A 21,449-nucleotide genomic window follows, 5' to 3' on the forward strand; every position below is an offset into this window, starting at 1 on the left:
TAATCATGGAGATTTTACGAGCAAACATTTTTTGATGGATCGTACTCTCTCCAAGGATCACCATTTCCTGGAGTATTTGAAGCATCTGCATACCAACAAGCTACATATGACATATAGTTCTTTCCTCCATCTACCGAATATATTACTTTAGGGTACAAAGTCGGATTATATTTGACTTGATATATTTTTGAATCATTCCAAACACCCGCATCGTAAGTATACTCAGCTATTGGCTCAGGAGCTTTACCTCCTGTGAGGGTAATATTAAGCTCGCTTGGTGCTACTTTTGATACTCTACAAGTAATGCCCTGCCCTTGGGTATCAATACTACATATGCCATTAGCTTGCTTTGGTGTTACAGTTTTGTATGAACCATTTGGAGATGAGATTTCAACATTCAAATTTTGATAATATTGTGGATTCATTGGAACACTCTGCATAGTAAAAAAGCTTGCATCTTGCTTCAATGATCCTATTATCTGAACATTTGGTATACGGATCTCATACTGATTTTGAGTATCAAGATTAAAAGTATTGATGCCTTTTTCAAGGTTCTTATCCCCATCAGTAGATGAATGAAGTTGCAATCCCTGTGCTTCAGATTGATTATCAATATTCAAAGTGAATGGTGTTGCTAAGGCTAATGTTGACGTAAATAGCGCAACTACAACAAGTGATGTTTTTTTCATAGTTTATCCTTTGGTTTCTTATAAAATCAATTCTTGAAATTAGAGTATCTAACTTTTGCCTTTGATCTATAAGAACATCTATATTTATTCAAAAGGCAATAATTAAGGTTATGATGACTCAATACCAGTGATTCTAATTTATTTCAAAATAGATAAAAATATCTATATACGCATAGCTGTCATGCATATATGCATATTAAAGCTTAAAGATTGACAGAAACTAACCACAATTCATAAGACTATGCTTCACGAGCATTATTAAGTTAAGATTTAAAGAAAACTTCGTATATTATTATCAATATCATAAGAAAAATACCAAAGTATCTTATTGGAGCAATTCTCCTCCACGAATTCATATACCAACTCCAGTAAGAGCTCGATATCGATTTAACTGTACTAAATATAGTTTTTAATATTTTTAGCATAAGTAACTTCTATGATTTATAAATATTAGCTATTCTTTTGTCTGTGTGATTTTGACTAGAATTAACAATGAGGCCGCAATAATAGAAATAATAATCATTGTAATTGCTATTGGTAAAGAGCTAGTTGCTGGGAATAACATCGCTATGCTGCCTATAGTTCCACTAATAGCAAACTCCATAGTTCCAAATAATGCTGCTGCAACACCCGCCATTTCATAGAAAGGCTCCATGCTACCACTAGCACCAGTACCTGCGGTAAGGGCACAACCAAATGTCGCTAAGAAACACGGAGCAAAAAAGCCCCATAAACTTAATCCCCATATTTCATATATACTAAATGATAAAACACCTGCAATAAATACACACACCACACCAAGAAAGGCAGTGTTATAGACACCAAGTGCATTAACAATAACTCCAGCAAATATTGAACCTATCAAAAATGCCACCCCTGCTGAACCAAATACAATATATATCTCTGAAATTGGATAACCTAAATAGTTGATAATATATGGTGTCATTGAAAATAATATAAAAAACGAAACCATTCCTGATACAGCTGCTAGCGAATACGCCCAAAATTGTAAAGACTTTAAGACATGTAAATATCTTGCAAAAACACTCCAAGTCATCTTTTTGCGTCTTTCAACAGGTAAGCTTTCTTTAACAAAAAATACTATTATCAAAAATGCCACAAAAGCTAATATTGCTAGAAATATAAAAGCTGAATACCATGGAAAATGTATCGCCAACTGTACACCAATTAATGGCCCAATTATTGGCGAGACTGAAATTATCGCATTAATAAAACTATATATCATCGAACTTGTTTTACCAAAAAATGCATCTCTAATAATTGCAAAAGCACATACAGATAGACCGCAACAGCCTACCGCTTGGATAACTCTCGAAAATATCAAAAACTCAATATTTTGAGAAATCGCACATAAAACTGAACCAACTAAAAATATAATTGAAGAAGTTAATATAACTTTGAACCTACCGAATTGATCAGATAGAGGACCTAAAATAAGCTGACCAATCCCTGTAACAACCAAAAATAAAGACAATGTAACTTGTACCATTTGCTGAGTTGTATTTAGCGCTTCGCGCATATCTGGTAGAACGGGCATATAGACATCCATAGCCAATGCAAAAGCAAAGACCATAGGACCAAGAATAAGAATAGTTTTTATTGGAGAATATTTCCACATAGAAACACCCCTTGTATTTTATTTGTAAGTAGCGGGTTATTATATCAGAATAATATAAATATGTTACTCATTTAGTATAGTAGTGCTCCTGAAAGTAAAAGTATGTTTTATTCTTAACTCTCTAGCTGACAATGTTATAATAGCGCCATCAATAATTTTTGTTTAGATATGATGTATAAAAAACTCTCACTCATAATACTTATGAGTATCTTACCTATTTTGTCATTTGCCCAAGGGACAGAGTCTCTGAGTGCTGTGAGTGTTCATGCTATTGATCAGCCACTAGCTATAGCCGCAGTTGTGGTTTTTGTAATTGCTTACTTATTCGTTATGACAGAAGATTTCACAAAACTCAATAAGTCCAAACCTGTAATCCTCGCTGCAGGTATTATTTGGATACTTGTTGCAATAGTTGGAAAGTCACTTGGAGCGAACAATATTGTTCACTCAAACTTTGACCATATTATGACCGAGTATGGTGAGCTCTTATTATTCTTATTAGTCGCAATGGCATATATTAACCTAATGGAGGATCGCAATGTCTTTGCCAAGCTAAAAAGCACACTACTAAGAGCTGGTTTCGGATATCTTGCTACATTTTGGCTTACAGGTATTATATCTTTTTTCTTATCAGCAGTTGCTGATAACCTAACAACAGCACTAGTAATGAGCACTGTTGTGATATCTATTGGCAAAGACAATAAAAAATTTATAACAATGGCATGTGTGAATGTAGTTGTTGCAGCAAATGCTGGAGGTGCATTCTCGCCATTTGGTGATATTACAACACTTATGGTATGGCAAACAGGCATTGTTAAATTCACTGAGTTTTTCGCAATCTTTATTCCATCATTAGTAAACTTCCTTGTACCTGCCATTATCATGAGCTTCTTTGTGCCAAAAATGGAATCTCAATCGATAATAGAAGAAAAGGTAGAGCTAAAGCGAGGTGCCATTCCCGTTATTTTACTATTTATCTTAACGATCGCTACAGCTGTATCATTTGAGCATTTACTTCACTTACCACCATCTCTAGGAATGATGACAGGTTTTGGGTATGTAATGATATATAACTATATCTATGGATTGAAAATTGCTTATGAAAATAGGAATCCAAAGAAACACAAAATGCCTCCCCATGCTTTTGATATCTTTGATAAGGTCAAGGAAGCTGAATGGGATACATTATTATTTTTCTATGGAATATTAGTTTCTGTACAGGGGCTAGCCGCTTTAGGCTATCTTGGCCTTGCTTCTCAATATATTTACACAGACATGCAGTCAATTGCTCCAAGCATATTCTCTGCTCACACTCAAGCCAATACCATCATTGGTATACTTTCAGCAATCATTGATAACATACCTGTTATGTTTGCAGTACTTAGTATGAATCCAACAATGGAGCATGCCCAGTGGCTATTAATAACTCTAACTGCAGGAGTTGGTGGTAGCTTACTAGCTATAGGTTCAGCAGCGGGTGTTGCTGTGATGGGCAAATCCAAAGGTAAATATACCTTCATGGGACACCTCAAATGGACTTGGGTTATCGCCTTAGGATATTTTGCTAGTATTATTGTCCATCTTTTGATCAATCATTAGAAAAATCTAAAAAATTATTATGATACTCTCTTACTCTCTCACTATGACTTGTTGAAATATACGCAAAGCCCTTTTCTTGTAGAATTTCATATATTTTTCTTTCAGAGTTCACATCAATGTTTGAAGTTGCCTCATCAAGTAACAACAGATCATACTCCTTAACAAAAATCCTACAGAAATTGAGCTTTTGTTGTTCACCAGACGATAGAAAATTTCGCCAATCATTTATTGTATTTATATATTTGGTCAGGTAGCCAACATTTAATAATTCTAGTATCTCAATAAATCTATCATCTGATGGTAAACCTGTTTGTATTGGATAAAAAACAGCTCTCTTAAAATCATCTTCAGGATAGTAAGGCTTCTGAGGTAGTAAACAAATCTTGAGACACTTCCTAGCAAAGATAATATCTCCCTCATGACTACCACATCCTACCCCAGCAATGGCTCTTAACAAAGTACTTTTTCCAATCCCAGAATGTCCGCTTATAAGCAACCTTTCATGGTTCTTTAGCCTGAAACATATATTGTCTAACAAGAATGGCGAGTCTTGTGATTTCTGTAACGAAAAACTATTTACCTCTAAAATACTTTCTTCACAGTTTAGTAAATCTGTTTCATCATCACTCAGTTTTTCTGATGAAATTTCATGCTTTAACTCAGTAAGCCGTGACATACTAGCCCTTAGACTAGCTAATGTCTCATACACATATGTAAGATAAACCATAGGGAATATAACTTGCATTACTGCTGAGTTTACCTGCATCATCTGACCAAAACTTATCTGTTTTGCAAAATATCTAGGCAATGATAAGATTGTACCGATAATCGCATAGACTTGACTAAATAGCGTATTTACAACATCTATTTTTGCATTACGGAACATTAAACTATAGAAGTTAGTTACAATTGCTTTGAAATTCCTTCTAGAACGAGCATATTCATATCTTTCAGCGTTATAGTCTCTAACTGAAAGTCTATTATTTCTGATGGTAGATAAGTGATATCTGAAGTTAGCTTGTAACTTCTGCTTTTGATACACCAGTTTTTTCAAGGGTTTACCAACCCAAAATACTACGACTATATTCAAAAGACCTAATAAAAAAGCCACCCAAAAAAGATAGCCGTAGATGGTAATATCTACACCTAAAATATTGAAAGTATAGTCTCCTGATAATCCCCACAAAACTACCGCAAATGAGAAAAAACTAAAAATACTTCTTGTAATTCCCAAAAATAATGACTGTGAATCGGTAATAAATCTTGTAACATCTTCATCAATCCTTTCTTCTGGATTATCAACCTGTTTACTTCTGTAGTATGATCGTGAGTACAGCCAATTTTTAGTATAAAAATCAGTCATTGGTTTACGGATAAAAATAATAAAAAACTGCTTAACTAAATATGATAGAAAGAAGTTAAACATCATCAATGATATCAAGACTATAAAGATAATTAATTGATGTATCAGCAATGCCTTATTATATTCTTGAATTGAGTTATAAAACCCAACATTCCACGAGTTTAAGTAAACACTTAGAGCAACCCCCAAGCCCTCAAGAACCAGCAACAAAGCTACTATTGCCAGAGCTATTTTACCGTACTTACTTTTCCAGAAAAAATCAGATATATGCCAGAAATTTCCAAAAAATCTCAACATCAGCTACTCTGCCTTATACGGTACAGAGATAACCACTCTGGTAGCTGTCTTATTATCTTTTTTATCCATTGCAGCAATAGCTAATTTAACCATTCGCGAATTTTGGTTATGTAATAAAAAGTGCCACCACTTTGTATTTACAACCTCAGGAATTATTACCACAGAATATCCTTTCTCAGGGTCTCTTAAATCATTCTTGTGTAAAATCTGCAGTACAGGTGTGATAAAAGAATTATAAACTGGACGCATAACCAAGAGCTTTTCTTTAAAAGCAAGATTTTTCCACTCTGTTTTTATTTTTTCAATTTTCTTCTCATTTGCTGAAACAAATACTGGTGTTATATCATCAGAGATATTTCTCGCCAATGTCAACGCATCTATTGTACCCCGGTGAATACGAGATACTAATATAACTATCTTTGGCTTTAAACTCTCATGTATACAAGCATTGACTATGGCTTCATCAACACTCTGCGCTAAGCTATGCTCTCTTTTGATATAATGCATTTTGATTGAATACAAGCCATACATTATTATCAATATAGCAATTATTACTATCCAAACACCTTCGAAAAACTTACTTTCAATAATAGTGATTAAGACAACAAAAGTTGCCACACAACCAAAAGCATTGACGAACGCTCTAATACCCCAGCTCTTGTAAGTACGTTTATTCTTATACCAATATTTAACCAAGCCAGCTTGACAAAGAGTAAATGCGATAAAAACGCCAAATGCATACAAAGGTATTAGCCTACTAACCTTAGCATCAAAAATAATAACTAAAATAGCTGACAGAACTGTCAAAATAAGAATACCATTTCTAAAAGCAAATCTATCGCCTAAACGCTGAAGCTGTTCAGGCAGATAATTATCTTTACTCATGATTGCAGCAAGAATAGGAAAACCTGTGAAACATGTATTAGCAGCCATAAGCAAAATTAAGCAGGTTGATGCTTGTAAAAAATAATAAAAAAAGCCATTCCCTAATACTTGATGAGCTACTTGAGATAATACGCTTTCAGAGAAGTTAGGAAGTATCTCAGTTTTTGCAGCAATAAAAGTAACTCCTGCAAACATCACTATAGACAAAAAAACCATTAATAATAGGCCAATAATAGCCTTAGATAGTCCTGGAGACTTATAAGCAGCGACTCCATTAGCATAGGACTCTATACCAGTCAAAGCAGCACTTCCTGAAGAAAAAGCTCGAAGAACAAGAGTTATTGTTAAAACACCCATCGATGCTTGCATTTGATTAAGATAGTCTTGTTGGTAAGCAAATGTCTCTAAAGTGCCTTGATTATATTGATATATACCCACTATTATCATCACAATTATTGAGACAATAAACATATATGTTGGCCATACAAATATTTTAGCTGTAGACTTTACCCCTCTTAGATTCATAATCATCAAAAAAACCAAGAAAAATAATGCTAACTTAGTGCTATAATTTTCTAAGGCTGGGAATGCTGAGCTAATTGCTACCGCAGCTGTTGATACTGATACTGCTACAGTAAGTATATAATCAATAATCAATGATGCTGAGGTCAATAAAACTAATTTTTCACTAAAGTGTGCTTTTACTATTGAGTAAGACCCACCACCCTCTGGATGAGCTTTTATGACTTGAGCATAAGAAAAACCCATCAGTAACATTAATAATATAACCATCACAGATACTCCAATAGAGTACTGTGAAACAGCCGCAGCACCTGCCGTGGCTAAAACTATAAATACCTCTCCCGTGGCATAAGAGACTGAAGATAATGCATTTGATGATAATATTGCAAACCCAGCAAATAAGCCAATTTTTTGATCCTGTTGCTTTGCATTAGGAATTGGTGAGCCAAATATAAGATTCTTTATTTTCATCTACAGCCTATTCTTGTTTTTGTAAAAACTCATTAAGCTTTTTCGCTAACTCTTGTGTTCCTTTTTTCATAGCTGCTGATATCGTGTAATAATTACCTTCATAACCTATCTGTTTGACAAATTCTTGGCACCTTTCTTCTACCTCATCAGCAAGCAAATCAATCTTATTAATAACTAAAAATCTAGGCTTATCATATAGTTCTTCACTATATTTTTTAAGCTCTTTCTCAACTGCAAAATAGTTCTCTACAGGATCAGACTCGTTAAATGGACAAATATCTACAACATGCAACACGCATCTTGCTCGAGTTAAGTGCTTCAAAAATCTAAGACCAAGTCCAGCGCCTTCAGCGGCACCCTCAATAACTCCTGGGATATCCGCCATCACAAAACTATCTACACCAACCTTGACTACTCCTAAGTGTGGATACATTGTTGTAAATGGATAGTCTGCAACTTTTGGCGCAGCTTCAGATACAGAACGAATAAGTGTTGATTTTCCAGCATTTGGCAATCCTAGCAATGCAATATCTGCCAATAAATTTAACTCTAGGCGAACTTCTTTATATTCGCCTTCCTCTCCTAAGGTGAACTTTCTTGGAGCTTGATTTGTACTACTCTTGAAGTGCGTATTACCTATCCCTCTTTTACCCCCAGAAACTAGCTTGAAGATTTCACCATTATTTAGAACTTCGCCAATTTTTTTATTAGTTTCAGCATCAAATACGCTAGTACCAACGGGCACTACAAGATATAAATCTTCTCCAGCTTTACCATAGCAATTACGACCTTCGCCAGGACGTCCATTTTCAGCGTAGTACTCTCTTTTGTAACGATAATCAATCAGAGTATTCACATTCTCATCTGCCTTGAGATAAATGCTACCACCATGACCACCATCACCACCATCTGGCCCACCACGAGGGACATATTTTTCTCTACGGAAGCTCACACAACCATTACCACCCTTACCGGCTTGAAGCTTAATAACGACTTCATCTACAAATCTCATAACTCTATAATCTTATACTTACAAAAATGCTTATCACACATTATATATGTTCTAGCCTAAATTATCATCGACTATTTAGAAACCAGTAAATGGATTAATATCAAAACACAAATTAAAAATTTGAAAAAGTATTACAATGCTTCCCATCGCAATCACATAAATATTTGAATAATATATTTTAAGGTCTGCTCTTCTACTTAAAAATGAAGGCGTGTACACGAATATTATCACAGCAAATATTGCTGCATACTGTAAAGCGAGTATAAAACCTCTGGGATAAAAAACTGTAAATATTAAAGGCGGTATAAAACAGATTAAGCCTAATACAATATTACCAATCTGCTTATTATAACGAGAGAATAAATCACGAATATAATGTAGTAAAGAAATTCCTACTCCAATAAAAGACGTAATAATTGCTATGTGCATAAATACATTTAATCCAACCTCTAAGAAAGCAGACTTTGAGACTTGTCTAATCTCTGAAGCAAGACCCATAGGTGTATTATTACCAGAGCTAAATAATATTTGATAGCTGTGTAAACCTTGCTGAGGAATAAGGGCTAAAGCTAAAAGAATCCATATTATATATATGACTAAAACACATAAGCTACCGATAAGTATGCTTTTTTTTAAACTTTTAACATCTCCTTTTTGATACTCATAAATAACTGGAATTATATTATGAAAACCAAAAGATGGTAATAATGTCGGCCACGCAAAGATAAATGCTGAAAAGCTAAGAGGTGCTCTCTCCAAATAACTTGTATTGATATAAAACAGCATAATCACTATAGCAACCGCAAAAAACAGAAATTTAAGCATCACAAACAATCTATTAGCATAATCACTGACTCTGTAGCTGAACATTAATGCACCAAAAATTAGTGTAAAAATAATGGCTGCTATCGCTACTGATGTCTTAGAAGAGTCACCAACACCTCCAAGTGTGGCAACTAGTGATGAGCCCTGTGTGGTATATGCAGACATAAGTGAATAAAGTAGTAACAAATAGATAATACTAAAAAATATTAGATATCCCTTAGACACTCGAGCTTGCATCATTGTTGTGAAATTAACCCCTAACGGATACTCGGCACAAACTCTCAAAAGCTTAAGAGCAGTTGTGTACATCACACTCCAAGAAAGTATTAAGAGAATTACAGCCATGGTAAAGCCACATGAAGCAACTATCAAAGGCAAAGATAGCATTCCTGCTCCAATAGTAGTACCTATTATCAAAAAAACTGAGCCGATAGATCTGGAGTTCATAAGGTTTATTATAATTTCTTATTAAGCGCTAAAATAATAACTCTATTTTAACAACTAAGCAAATAATGCTGACTTATCCAAACATTTTTTCATTATAATCTATATTCATAAAAACCAAATTTACTAATACTATGGAACTATTCTCTAAGCTACTTAATATACGGCACTTTAAGTATGAATCTAAGAGTGGCCAAAACTCTCAAACAGGCTGGAATGGAGATGGATATGGTACTGTCATAACTCAACAAAAAGATAATTGTATATACTTCAAAGAAGAAGGTTATTTTATACTTGATAGCTCAAACAAACCTATAAATATTTCTAACGAATATATCTGGCAAAAGATAAATTCACAGCGTATAAGCTTATCTCATGCTCGATTTGGTTATAACAATCTTGTCAAACTCTTTGATTTAATACGTATAGATGATAACTTATGGCAAAGTGAGCAGGCTCATGTATGTGTTGATGATTTATATTTAGCCCAACTTTACAATTTAGAGAGTGAGATTAGTCTAGTATGGAAAATATCTGGACCAAAAAAAGATGAAATCATAAGCTATAAGTATACTTCCTAATCAGCTGGTATAAAGCGATAACCTATGGCATTCTCTGTAATAATTAATGGTTGCTTTTTACAGGCAGAAAGCTTCTTCCTTAACTGTCCAATATACACTCTTAGATACTGAGCCCCGTCTCCATAGCAATCTCCCCAAACCTCATGTAAAAGAGTATTCTGCATTACCAACTTACCTGAATGTTTAACTAAATAGCTCAAAATCGAAAATTCTTTTTTTGATAAGTGAATTTCTTGATTATCCAAAATAACCTTATGATCATTTAAGTCAACTATGAGATTATCAAAGCTATATACATTAGCTATTTCAAGATCTTTTTTAATAACAGCAATCAACTGTCTTCTAACTCGAGCAATCAGCTCAGGCATATCAAAAGGCTTTTTAACGTAATCATTTGCACCATTTTCTAAAGCTTTGACAACCTCTTCTGTATCATTTCTTGCTGACACTACAATAATAGGTACGTCACTACTAACTCTTACAGCTTTAAGCCAATCTTGACCATCCTGATCAGGAAGTCCAAGATCAAGAATAACAACATCAGGATGATATTGCCCTAGCAGGCTAGTCGCTATTGAAGCTGTTGATGCACTCTCAACATCATACCCTAGTACCAAAAAAGTTTTTTCTAAAAGCTTCTTAATTTGCGGCTCATCTTCAACTATTAATATTTTTTTTATCATCTCTAAAGCACTATCTTTTCTTATTGTCTAATTTTGATTGCAAAGGCAATGTAACTTTAAAAACACTTCCTTTACCCTCGCCATCACTATAAACACGTATTTTACCATTATGTGCAGTAACAATCCCTTTACATATAGCCAAACCTAAACCATTTCCATGGGTATAGCTGTCTCTTTTTTCAATTCTATGAAAAATTGTAAATATCTTCTCCATATCAGTCTCTTTCAAGCCAATACCTTGATCTTTTACTTCAAAAAGACAAGCTTCGTTACCCTTTCTTACAAGAGAAACCATTACTTCTTTATCAAAATTAGCTGTAAATTTAACCGCATTATCAACCAAATTAAGAATAACCTGCTGGAATAGGATAGGATCCAACTGTATTTTAAATGATTCACGTGGGACTATAAATTTGAATTTCTGCTTGCTATAAACTCTTTTACAAACCTGTTCAATTTCTACAAGGAAATCATTACTATCAACATCTCTTATACTCAAAGAGAGTTTTCCTGAGTCGACTTTTAACATCTGGATTATATTATCTATATAGTTATCTAATCTTTTAGACTCTGTCAAAGCTAAGTCAATCATTTCATCTTGTTGCTCTTGAGTAAAAGATTCTCTAAATGACTTAACACTACTTAAGGCGCCCATTATAGATGCTAGAGGAGTCTTTAAATCGTGAGAAACAGAAGATAGCATCGATTTTTGTAGTCTTCTCTGCTCATCTAGAACTAGAGACTTTTTCTCTTGCCTTTCAAGATTTCTTTTAAGTAGTAAGTGCGATATATGAGATAGCATGCTACTTAGAATTACACTATCTGTGACTATCCTCTCTACAGCTTCTTCTGAGCTTAGATAAACAGCTATTACACCGAGAACTCTACTCTCTATAACTAGTGGCTCAACAGCCCAGTCCAATCCCGCAAAAGTATTAGTCCCTTTACCGCAACTATCTTTATACTTAAAACTCCACTTTGCTGCTGCTAGCTCTTTTTGGTTAAAATTTGGATGTTGTGGAAATGCTGAAGATTCTAATTCACCATTTGAAACACTTAAAAATACAAAATCACACTTAAAATATTCTTCCAAAGCATTTAAAAATATTGGACGTAAATCTTTATCTAAACTTTTCTCATTAAATATCTTTGTAAATCGATATAATACAGAAATATTATTTTCTCGCTCTTGGAGAAGATTGAATGCTCTTTTTGTACGTAGAATCACATGACTAGAAAAGATAACGATAGCCATAAACAAAGCAAATGTAATTATTCCCGCTAAGCTAGATATATGAAATACAAAGTTAGGTTCCAGGTATAAATACATATATAAGAACAGTCCCACTAGAGAGGATAATATAGATGGTATCAAGCCATACCTATATGCAGAAGCGGCAAGAACTAACAAGAAACAGAGAGTCTGTGATACTAGTCCAGCCATATTCAAACTAAAAAATATAAATATTCCCGATATTGCAGTTATCGAGACCGACCTTATAGTATCTAGAACTAACTCTTTTATGTTTGCCTTATTATGTGGCTGTGGCTCTTCAGCCTTACATTCTTTTTTGTTTATTGAAACAATATGGATTTGCATTCCCGTATTGTTATTACGAACAACATCATAGACAAGAGATCCAAAAAACCTATCTTTCCACTTAGGGCGTATTGACTTGGCTATAACTAAATCAGTAGCGCCTATAGACTTTGCATATTCTAGTATCGTATCAGAAATCCTATCCCCAAGAATATGCTCAATATTATAACCTAAACTATTTGCTAACATCTTATAGCGTCTGATAACGGCAAAATTTAATCTAGTCTTTGTAACTTTATTTGGTTTTTGGACAAATATAGCTATTAATCGAGCATTTAATGTTGTAGCTAAAAGTTTACCTTTACGCAGTAAACTAGGGGTTGCTTCATCATAACCACAACAAACTAATACGTATGGTGATGTAGGTATCGCACTGCCATTTTGATACAACTTTCTATATTGTTGAATATCTTGACCAACATGGTTTGCTGCCATCCTAAATGTATAGTCTCTCAATATAGTTAAGTTCGTATACTGAAAATATCTTTCTAACGCTCTATTTATTGCATCACTTTTATAAACTTTACCTTGTTTTAATCTCTTGATAAGCTCTTCTGGGCTAACATCTACAACAACAAGCTCATCTGCAGACTGAATAAAATCATTAGGAACAATTTCATTCACATTAGCCTGTGTTAATTGAGTAACTTCATAAGATAAGCTAGCAATATGCTGAATATTTATCGCAGTATAAACAGAAATGCCTTCGTCAAGAAGCTCTTCAATATCAATATATCTTTTTTTATTTCGCGATGTCGGCAAATTTGAATGTGGTAATTCATCGATTATTACTATATCTGGCTTTCTTGCTTTTATTGCATCTATATCAAGCTCTTCAAACACCTTACCCCTATATGTCACTTTTTTAAGTGGCATTACCTCTAATCCCTCTAATAGCGCTTGCGTATCAGCTCTACCATGACTAACAAGAAGCCCAACTACCACATCTTTATTATCTTTTTGTAGAGCTCTAGCATTATTAAGCATCGCATAGCTTTTACCAACACCAGGGGCATAACCTAAAAAAATCTTTAGCTTACCTTTCTTAGATTCTTGAGTTTTATTTGCTAGATTTAGTAGTGCATCTACTTTTTGCTGATTATCCATAGAGGCCTTAAGCAATGCTATTAAAGTTGTTGAGAATATTCACAGAATATAATTATATCAGACTAGATATACCTTGAGAATTTTTACCTATCAGTTGTAAAAGAGCTATATTTAATGGTAAAACATTTACAGTAGCCACATTAAATAGATGCTCCTTAGTATTCTCTTTGATAAGTTTATTAATCTGATCTATAGAGAGGTTATTCTTTTGAGCTATATATGCTGATTGATATAGCGCAGCTTGCAGACTTATCTCTGGATCAACTCCACTACCAGATGCAAAAACTAAATCTTCTGGAATAGGCTTAACACCATACTTAGCTTGTAAGTCTTTAATTCTATTTTTAACATCTTGTAACTGTGTCTGATTTTTAACTGCATAATTAGTACCACCCGTAGCTAATGGATTATATCCTGATGCTGATGGTCTAGACTGGAACAGATTATCTGGCATAGTTTGTCCAATCAACTCTGAACCAACTACATTACCATTATAATAAACTTGTGATCCTGTAGCTTGATTATGTGCGACACCATATCCAATTGCCATTATAAAAAATGGATAAACTAAACCAAGCACAATGGTAAGGAAAAACATCGCCATAAAAGATTTAAATAAGTTTTTCATAAGATTAACTCCTTGCTTAAACTATATGCATAGCTGTTATAAGCATATCTATCAGCTTAATAGCTATAAAAGGTACTATCACACCACCTAAACCATAATATAGAAGATTTCTTCTTAATAAAGTTTGTGATGATGCTACAACATTCTTCACGCCAACCAATGCCATAGGTATCAGAAAGATAATGATTAGAGCATTAAATATAACTGCTGAAAGTATTGCACTTGTTGAGGAATGTAACCCCATAAAATTAAGCGCACCAAGACTGGGAAATGCTGTCACAAATAGTGCTGGAATCACCACAAAATATTTAGCAATATCATTAGTTATACTAAATGTTGTCAACGCTCCTCTAGTTACAAGTATTTGCTTACCAATTTTAACTATTTCGATAATCTTCTTAGGATCTGAATCTAGATCAACCATATTTCCAGCTTCTCTAGCTGCAGACGTCCCTGTTGCCATAGCAATACCAACGTCAGCCTGTGCAAGAGCTGGTGCATCATTGGTACCATCTCCACACATTGCAACTGTTTTGCCATCTTTTTGTGCTTTGATTATAAAGTCTAATTTATCCTGTGGCGATGCTTGAGCAACGAAATCATCAACTCCCGCCTCTGCAGCTATCGCAGCGGCTGTTAATGGGTTATCTCCTGTTATCATAACAGTTTGCACACCCATTTTACGTAACTCTTCAAAGCGCTCTTTAATATGTGGCTTTATAACATCTTTAAGATGAATTACACCCAAAAGCTTATCTTTATGAGCCACCGCTAGAGGAGTCCCGCCTTGCTCAGATATCTGCTCTGTTACTTTTCTAAACATTCTTAGAAGGCCTTTATCAAGCTTATCTTTAAGATAATTTTCTATTGATGAAATTGCCCCTTTCCTTACTTCAAGATTTTGGTAATTTATGCCACTCATTCTTGTATATGCTGAGAAAGGTATGATTTCAGCTTCAGATATATCTACGGAGGATTGTTTAAACCCAAAACGCTGTTCTGCTAACTTAACTATAGATTTACCTTCTGGTGTTTCATCAACAAGTGAACTTAACCAAGCAGCATGCGCTAACTCATCTGGAGATGTTGCTCCTAAAGCAATAAAATCCGTAGCAAAGCGGTTACCCAAAGTTATCGTACCTGTTTTATCTAAGAGTAATAAATCAATATTCCCAGAAGACTCAACAGCTCGCCCAGATAACGCCACAACATTAAACTTTAGAAGTCTATCCATACCAGATATACCGATAGCTGATAGTAGGCCTGCTATTGTAGTTGGTATCAATGTCACAAAAAGAGCAATCAAAACAACAGCTGATAAAACTGTATTACTATACATTGCCATGCCATATAAAGAGCAAATCGCAAATATAAAGATTAGTGTTAATCCTGACAATAGAATAGTTAAGGCAATCTCATTTGGAGATTTAAGACGCTTTGCTCCCTCAACAAGTTCTATCATTTTATCCAAGAAGCTCTCACCAGGATTAGATGTAACTCTTACTTTAATAGCATCTGAAAGAACTTTTGTACCAGTAGTCACAGCAGAATTATCAGAGCCGGCTTCTTTAACAACAGGTTCAGATTCACCAGTAATAGCAGATTCATCAATTGTTGCCATACCTTCAATAACATCACCATCACAAGGAATTAAAGTATTTGCTTCAACAATAACAGTATCACCAATCTTTAAACTCTTTGCATCTACTTTTATGACATTACCATTACTTTCAACTCTTAATGCAAAAAGCTTAGATTTTGCAGCTTTTAGAGTATCAGCTTGAGCTTTACCTCTTCCTTCAGCAATACCTTCAGCAAAGTTTGCAAATAATATTGTAAACCATAACCATATTACAACTTGTAATGTAAAGCCAATATCTTGTTTATGTACAATTTCTGAAACTAGATACAGTGTACACAAAATAGTCACAACTTCGACACAGAACATTACTGGATTTTTGATCATTTGACGAGGATCACATTTTGTAAAAGACTTCTTTATAGCTGGAACTACAAGTTCTTTTGACAATAAATTAGGAGATTTTTTTGTACTCATAACTATCACCGATTAGAAATTTAAATTTAGTTGATCTAATATTGGTCCTAAGCTTAAAGCTGGGAATATAGTTAGACCGCCTATTAGCACTATTGTGAAAAACACTAAGACCGAGAAAATAAAACTAGTTGTATCAAGTGAGCTTATTTCACTCATTTGTGAACTACGTTTTTTCTTAACTAATGATCCTGCTAGCATCATTACAGCAAATATTACCCCAAAACGTCCAATAAGCATACTCAATGCTATTGTAATATTCAGATAGCTAGTATTTGCTGCTAAACCTGCAAAAGCACTACCATTATTATTAGATCCTGAGATATAAGCATAAAGTATCTCTGAAAAACCATGCGCACCACTATTAGTTAATGCTTGATGCACACTTGGAATAACTGCTGCCAAACCTGTAAATACTAATACACAACATGGCGATATAAGTAGAGCAAACATTGTCCATTTCATATCATTAGCTTCGATACGCTTACCCAAAAAGCTTGGTGCTCTACCTATCATCAGTGATCCGATAAATACAGCTAACATCAAGAACATAAAGAAGCCATAAAATCCAGCACCAATACCACCAAAGATAACTTCACCAATAGCCATATTCAGCATCGCCATCATTCCACCTATAGCAGAATAACTATCCATGACACTATTTACACCGCCATCTGAAGCAGACGTTGAAACAGTATTATATAAAGTTGAGTTAAATATCCCAAAGCGAGTCTCTTTACCTTCCATATTTGATAAATGACCAACTTGCCCATAGATATCTTGGATATTTTTGCTATGTAAAAAATCTAAGCCATGAAGCTCTGATATTGTCATAACCATTAGAGATATCACAAATAGTACTAACATTACTGCAAATATCATCCAACCTTGCTTGGTGTTGCCAACCCACTTACCAAAGGTATAAGTTAATGCCGCAGCTATAGCAAATATTGAAACCATCTGAATATAGTTTGTAATTATAGTTGGATTCTCATAAGGATGAGCAGAATTTGCATTAAAGAAACCTCCACCATTTGTACCTAAGGACTTAATAGCTTCTTGTGATGCTATAGGTCCCTGAGCAATGATTTGATCACTACCAGCTAAAGTATGTACATGTAAATATGCCATAATGTTTTGTGGCACACCTTGGAATATATATACAATAGCGATTATGATAGATATTGGCAGTAAAATCCAAAATATAGCTTTACCCAAATCATTCCAAAAGTTACCAACTTTAGTAGCCTCATGCCTTGCTACAGACCTTATCAACACTATTGCAACACATAACCCAACTGCTGCTGAAACAAAGTTCTGGACAGCAAGGGCAAGCATCTGTGAGAAATAACTAACACCTGTCTCACCACTATAGCTCTGCCAATTAGTGTTCGTAACAAAACTTACAGCCGTATTAAATGCTTGAGAAAACCCCATTCCCTTAATTTCTTGTGGATTAAAAGGTAGTAGACCCTGCAAAAGTAATACCATAAAAACAAAGATAAACGCCATAACCGAAAAGCTTAGCAAACTAAAAAAATAACTTTTCGCTGATTGTTCTTTTTTTGAGCTCTCGCCAAGTATTAATAGATATACTCTTTGGAAAGGCTTTGCAAACCAATCAAGCCATGTTCTCTCATTATTAAATACTTTAAATATATAAGTTCCTAGTGGTTTAGTAATAATCACTAATGTAAATATAAAAACCACAAACAAAATAAAATTATAACTCATAGCTATACTCTCCTATAAGTTAAAATTTCTCTGGATATATAAGCGTAGCTGTCATATATATCGCCAAACTTATCATTGTAATTGCTGAAACAATAATCATATCAACCTCTTTAAACATATGTTTTTAGGAGATAGATTATAATTTCAAGTGATATAAAGATTCTATTATGAACTTTAGCAAAGGTATAAAAATTTTATAAAAATTAGTTACTTGCTTACAATTATTTTGAATTTAATTTGTTAAAGTCCACATTAGCTTGTTCAATCTTATTTTGATTTTCTTCTACCCAACGTATTATATTTTTCGTATGAATTAGTAAAGATTTTCCAAGATCTGTAAGGGAATAAAAGACACTAGGTGGAACGGTAGGTTCAACCTCGCGAAATACTAATCCACACCTCTCTAGTTCTCTAAGCTTTAGCGATAATATTCTTGGGGATATTTCTCTAAGGTCTCTCTGAATCTGACTATATCTTTTAGTGCCATCTTCAAGTATTGATATTAATATAATACTCCATTTATCACCTATTAAACCTAAGATTTCTCTAAAAGGTTTACAAGAATCTTTAGAATATCCATCTTCAGTTACATTTTTGTTAGTAGCTATCATAGTTGTGCATTCTTGTTTTATTCGGTAAATACAGTGATAATTATAAGTATATATTTTTTTTAACCTCAGGCATGGAAATAAAATGAAAAAAGTACTACATATTAGATCAAGTATTAAAGAAGAAAATTCGGTTTCAAGAAAAATTGGTGATGATTTAATTAGCCATTTAAAAAGCACTGACAAGGTGAAAGTTTCAGAGAGAGATCTTGTAGATAATTCTGTAGAACATATAAATCCAGACTTTATTAATGCCATGGCAAATAATAATCAAGATAGACTTGCTACCTCAAACAAGCTTATAGAAGAGCTTTTTGAAAATGATATTATTGTTATTGAATCGCCGATGTATAACTTTAGTATCCCTTCGACACTAAAATCTTGGATTGATAATATAATGATTGCAAGAAAAACATTCTTATATACAGCGAATGGACCTGAAGGCTTAGTAAAAAATAAAAAAGCTATCCTTGTTCTTAGTAAAGGAAATATCTATAGTGAAGGAGCTGCAAAACCTTTAGATTTCCAAGAAAACTATTTAAAAACAATTCTTAATTTTATTGGTATAAATGACATAACTGTGATCTGTGCTGAAGGAGTTGATTTAAATGCTGAAATACGAGAAAAATCTTTAAAACAAGTTGAGCAACAAATAAAAGATTTAACCCTTTAATAAATATGGAGAATTGTATGAGGAAGTATATATCATTAGGAATTTTAGCCACTCTAATGCCTACAATATTATTAGCAGATAAACAAGATAATCCCGTACCAGAAATAATACCTAAATCTAATATTATCAAATGTAAATATAATGAAAAAAATGTTAACACTGTAATTGATTTTGAGAATGCTGTATTAAATGTAATATTTAATAAAGGTAATGTAGATGAAGTTTCTAAATATTTAGGAAAAACATACATTCAACATTACCCTTCAGCAGAGGATGGACCAGATGGTTTAATTACTTATCTTAAAGGACTTGGTGATAAAAAAGTATTTACACGGGTTGAGACAAGAAAAATATTTGCTTGTAATGATTATGTAATATTAGAAAATATTTTTTACTCATCAAAAAATGATTTAGGAACAGCTGCAATTAACACATTTAGAGTAAAAGATGGAAAGATTATCGAACATTGGGAGCTTATGGAACCTATTCCAAAAGAAGCTAAAAATAATAATGGTATATTCTAGATCTCTATTTAGTTATGCCTTAGAATAATACTCTTTATTCCTTTTAATTTTTTTCTCTTCTGCAATAGCTACAAACATCATTAGCACGAAACATACAATCGCAGCTAAATATAATGCTATAAAAGTTCCATACCAACCATCAAATCCAAATAGACTAATTTTTTTATCGGCAATCATACCCAAGCCAAGTTTAGCAAAACTATCGCCTAGCAAGTAAGCAAAAGTACCTTTTATACCATCTGCTACTGCAATCCCCTGTTTTGGAACAAATCCCACAGCAGCTACACCTATAAGAAGCTGTGGCCCAAACACACAAAATCCTAAAAGAAACATAACCGTTAAATATACATACTGATTAGTAGCGGACTGATATAAGAAAATTAAGATGATAGTAGCTATAAGACATATAATGGCTGTCAATCCACGTCTACCATTAATAAGATCTGATAGTAATCCCCATAATAATGTCCCAGTTAAAGCTCCTGATTCAAATAATGCGTAACTCCATGCCGAAGTTTCTTTTGTAAAACCTAAAACTTCATGAGCGTAAACAGGTGACCATTGATCCACACCAATTCTAACTACATATAGAAAGACATTTGCAAAACACAAAACCCAGATTATCTTATTAAAAACCACATATTTCTTAAAAATTTCCCACTTTGAAATTTGTACTTTTTTAACATAAGCATCTTCTTCACTAATAGGTTCATCAAATATTTCTTCAACAGGTCCAAGACCATATGATTCAGGAGAGTCATTACCAACCCTCAATCCAATAAAACCAATAATCAAGCAAAGAACTGATGGAAATATAAACATACCAACCACATTACCATCAAAGACTACATGTGCCCCAAAAAGTGCTACAGCCGCAGCTAATGCTCCACCAATATTATGAGACATATTCCACAGTCCCAAAAAAAATCCTCTTCTATTTCTAGGCGTCCATTTAGTGATAGTAGAATAACTACAAGAGCCTCCAGGACTTTGAAAAAAACCACTCATAGCATAAAAGGCAATCATAAGAAATATACTATATGTACTACTGCCTAGGCTTAGGCCAAAGCCTATCATACATATTGCAGATAATATAAGCATAAAAGGCAATACTTGCTTAGTATTTTTACCATCAAAGTAATAAGTTGTCACAGTCTTACCAAGACCATAAGTAATTGAAAAACCCAAACCAATCAGTCCTAAATCAGTAAAAGAAAGACCATAATCTTGAATCATATCATTCTGAGCTATATTAAAATTCTTACGAATCATATACATACTAAGATAGCCTATAAATACGACTAAATATGATTTAATAAATTTATTTAACCAAATTTTCTTTCTTATTTCTTTAGATAATTCCATAGTAGGAATTCTTTGTTGCTCAAATATTTTTGACAGAATCATAGTACATAAGTTATGAATATAAATGTCAGGAGATTATAGATGAAAGTTGCTGTTTAATATAGGTGACATAAGTATTTAAATTTGTTAGTTATAAAAACACAAAGC

The 21,449-nt window shown here is 33.6% G+C and carries 17 protein-coding genes; 4 read left to right on the plus strand and 13 right to left on the minus strand.

The features are described 5' to 3' along the window. Positions 1–14: 14 nt before the first annotated feature. Positions 15–689, minus strand: a complete 675-nt coding sequence (locus FQ699_RS02335) for a hypothetical protein (protein WP_146420949.1) — start codon at positions 687–689, stop codon at positions 15–17. Positions 690–1,143: 454 nt separating this feature from the next. Further along, positions 1,144–2,328, minus strand: coding sequence for a multidrug effflux MFS transporter (locus FQ699_RS02340; protein WP_146420950.1), 1,185 nt, complete (start codon positions 2,326–2,328; stop codon positions 1,144–1,146). Positions 2,329–2,499: 171 nt separating this feature from the next. Here FQ699_RS02340 and nhaD point away from each other — a divergent pair, with 171 nt between their 5' ends. After that, positions 2,500–3,927, plus strand: a complete 1,428-nt coding sequence (gene nhaD, locus FQ699_RS02345; RefSeq protein WP_013922270.1) for a sodium:proton antiporter NhaD — start codon at positions 2,500–2,502, stop codon at positions 3,925–3,927. Here the strand turns inward: nhaD and FQ699_RS02350 are convergent. The 4 genes from FQ699_RS02350 to FQ699_RS02365 all read right to left on the minus strand — a co-directional run bounded on the left by FQ699_RS02350 (position 3,917) and on the right by FQ699_RS02365 (position 9,749). Beyond that, positions 3,917–5,587 (minus strand): ABC transporter ATP-binding protein/permease, encoded by a 1,671-nt coding sequence (locus tag FQ699_RS02350; RefSeq protein WP_146420951.1) that lies wholly within the window; start codon positions 5,585–5,587, stop codon positions 3,917–3,919. The two genes, nhaD and FQ699_RS02350, sit on opposite strands and share 11 nt — an antisense overlap. Before the next feature lie 3 nt (positions 5,588–5,590). Then, positions 5,591–7,465, minus strand: a complete 1,875-nt coding sequence (locus tag FQ699_RS02355) for an APC family permease (RefSeq protein WP_146420952.1) — start codon at positions 7,463–7,465, stop codon at positions 5,591–5,593. A gap of 7 nt (positions 7,466–7,472) precedes the next feature. Continuing rightward, positions 7,473–8,477: an Obg family GTPase CgtA gene (gene cgtA, locus FQ699_RS02360; RefSeq protein ID WP_146420953.1), complete on the minus strand. Its 1,005-nt coding sequence runs from the start codon at positions 8,475–8,477 to the stop codon at positions 7,473–7,475. Positions 8,478–8,552: 75 nt separating this feature from the next. Then, positions 8,553–9,749: an amino acid permease gene (locus FQ699_RS02365; protein WP_146420954.1), complete on the minus strand. Its 1,197-nt coding sequence runs from the start codon at positions 9,747–9,749 to the stop codon at positions 8,553–8,555. Positions 9,750–9,880: 131 nt separating this feature from the next. Between FQ699_RS02365 and FQ699_RS02370 the strand changes: the two genes are divergently transcribed. Beyond that, positions 9,881–10,327: a DUF6314 family protein gene (locus FQ699_RS02370; RefSeq protein WP_146420955.1), complete on the plus strand. Its 447-nt coding sequence runs from the start codon at positions 9,881–9,883 to the stop codon at positions 10,325–10,327. Here FQ699_RS02370 and FQ699_RS02375 read toward each other — a convergent pair. From FQ699_RS02375 to FQ699_RS02400, 6 genes are all read right to left on the minus strand, one after another. Beyond that, the gene (locus tag FQ699_RS02375; RefSeq protein WP_146420956.1) at positions 10,324–11,010 is read right to left on the minus strand and encodes a response regulator transcription factor; all 687 of its coding nucleotides are present in this window, start codon (positions 11,008–11,010) and stop codon (positions 10,324–10,326) included. The two genes, FQ699_RS02370 and FQ699_RS02375, sit on opposite strands and share 4 nt — an antisense overlap. 10 nt (positions 11,011–11,020) lie before the next feature. Next, positions 11,021–13,717, minus strand: coding sequence for an ATP-binding protein (locus FQ699_RS02380; protein WP_146420957.1), 2,697 nt, complete (start codon positions 13,715–13,717; stop codon positions 11,021–11,023). Between the two features lie 52 nt (positions 13,718–13,769). Beyond that, entirely contained in the window at positions 13,770–14,345 is a 576-nt protein-coding gene (locus FQ699_RS02385) for a potassium-transporting ATPase subunit C (protein WP_146420958.1), read from the minus strand. Between the two features lie 16 nt (positions 14,346–14,361). Beyond that, complete coding sequence (gene kdpB, locus FQ699_RS02390; protein WP_146420959.1) at positions 14,362–16,401, minus strand: potassium-transporting ATPase subunit KdpB; 2,040 nt, start codon at positions 16,399–16,401, stop codon at positions 14,362–14,364. Between the two features lie 12 nt (positions 16,402–16,413). Next, on the minus strand, positions 16,414–18,132 hold the full coding sequence (gene kdpA, locus FQ699_RS02395; protein ID WP_146420960.1) for a potassium-transporting ATPase subunit KdpA: 1,719 nt from the start codon (positions 18,130–18,132) through the stop codon (positions 16,414–16,416). A gap of 221 nt (positions 18,133–18,353) precedes the next feature. Then, a complete protein-coding gene (locus FQ699_RS02400; RefSeq protein ID WP_146420961.1) occupies positions 18,354–18,743 on the minus strand; it encodes a winged helix-turn-helix transcriptional regulator in 390 nt (129 codons plus the stop codon). A gap of 82 nt (positions 18,744–18,825) precedes the next feature. On the opposite strand from FQ699_RS02400, the gene FQ699_RS02405 reads away from it, so the two are divergent. Both FQ699_RS02405 and FQ699_RS02410 read left to right on the plus strand, forming a co-directional pair. Continuing rightward, positions 18,826–19,413, plus strand: a complete 588-nt coding sequence (locus FQ699_RS02405) for an FMN-dependent NADH-azoreductase (protein ID WP_146420962.1) — start codon at positions 18,826–18,828, stop codon at positions 19,411–19,413. Between the two features lie 17 nt (positions 19,414–19,430). Continuing rightward, positions 19,431–19,937 carry a nuclear transport factor 2 family protein gene (locus FQ699_RS02410; protein WP_146420963.1) on the plus strand — a complete coding sequence of 169 codons (507 nt, stop codon included), beginning with the start codon at positions 19,431–19,433 and terminating at the stop codon, positions 19,935–19,937. 12 nt (positions 19,938–19,949) lie between these two features. On the opposite strand, the gene uhpT is transcribed toward FQ699_RS02410, so the two are convergent. Then, positions 19,950–21,344 (minus strand): hexose-6-phosphate:phosphate antiporter UhpT, encoded by a 1,395-nt coding sequence (gene uhpT / locus FQ699_RS02415; RefSeq protein WP_146420964.1) that lies wholly within the window; start codon positions 21,342–21,344, stop codon positions 19,950–19,952. Positions 21,345–21,449 lie beyond the last annotated feature (105 nt).

Source organism: Francisella salimarina, assembly GCF_007923265.1.
Classification (GTDB): Bacteria; Pseudomonadota; Gammaproteobacteria; order Francisellales; family Francisellaceae; genus Francisella; species Francisella salimarina.

What these genes read in the sequence shown, in the direction of transcription:
- FQ699_RS02410 (WP_146420963.1), top strand. Translation starts at nt 19,431, where the DNA reads ATGAGGAAGTATATATCATTAGGAATTTTAGCCACTCTAATGCCTACA.
- uhpT (WP_146420964.1), bottom strand. Translation starts at nt 21,344, where the DNA reads ATGATTCTGTCAAAAATATTTGAGCAACAAAGAATTCCTACTATGGAA.
- FQ699_RS02365 (WP_146420954.1), bottom strand. Translation starts at nt 9,749, where the DNA reads ATGAACTCCAGATCTATCGGCTCAGTTTTTTTGATAATAGGTACTACT.
- FQ699_RS02380 (WP_146420957.1), bottom strand. Translation starts at nt 13,717, where the DNA reads ATGGATAATCAGCAAAAAGTAGATGCACTACTAAATCTAGCAAATAAA.
- kdpA (WP_146420960.1), bottom strand. Translation starts at nt 18,132, where the DNA reads ATGAGTTATAATTTTATTTTGTTTGTGGTTTTTATATTTACATTAGTG.
- kdpB (WP_146420959.1), bottom strand. Translation starts at nt 16,401, where the DNA reads ATGAGTACAAAAAAATCTCCTAATTTATTGTCAAAAGAACTTGTAGTT.
- nhaD (WP_013922270.1), top strand. Translation starts at nt 2,500, where the DNA reads ATGTATAAAAAACTCTCACTCATAATACTTATGAGTATCTTACCTATT.
- FQ699_RS02340 (WP_146420950.1), bottom strand. Translation starts at nt 2,328, where the DNA reads ATGTGGAAATATTCTCCAATAAAAACTATTCTTATTCTTGGTCCTATG.
- FQ699_RS02355 (WP_146420952.1), bottom strand. Translation starts at nt 7,465, where the DNA reads ATGAAAATAAAGAATCTTATATTTGGCTCACCAATTCCTAATGCAAAG.
- FQ699_RS02335 (WP_146420949.1), bottom strand. Translation starts at nt 689, where the DNA reads ATGAAAAAAACATCACTTGTTGTAGTTGCGCTATTTACGTCAACATTA.
- FQ699_RS02370 (WP_146420955.1), top strand. Translation starts at nt 9,881, where the DNA reads ATGGAACTATTCTCTAAGCTACTTAATATACGGCACTTTAAGTATGAA.
- FQ699_RS02400 (WP_146420961.1), bottom strand. Translation starts at nt 18,743, where the DNA reads ATGATAGCTACTAACAAAAATGTAACTGAAGATGGATATTCTAAAGAT.
- cgtA (WP_146420953.1), bottom strand. Translation starts at nt 8,477, where the DNA reads ATGAGATTTGTAGATGAAGTCGTTATTAAGCTTCAAGCCGGTAAGGGT.
- FQ699_RS02385 (WP_146420958.1), bottom strand. Translation starts at nt 14,345, where the DNA reads ATGAAAAACTTATTTAAATCTTTTATGGCGATGTTTTTCCTTACCATT.
- FQ699_RS02405 (WP_146420962.1), top strand. Translation starts at nt 18,826, where the DNA reads ATGAAAAAAGTACTACATATTAGATCAAGTATTAAAGAAGAAAATTCG.
- FQ699_RS02350 (WP_146420951.1), bottom strand. Translation starts at nt 5,587, where the DNA reads ATGTTGAGATTTTTTGGAAATTTCTGGCATATATCTGATTTTTTCTGG.
- FQ699_RS02375 (WP_146420956.1), bottom strand. Translation starts at nt 11,010, where the DNA reads ATGATAAAAAAAATATTAATAGTTGAAGATGAGCCGCAAATTAAGAAG.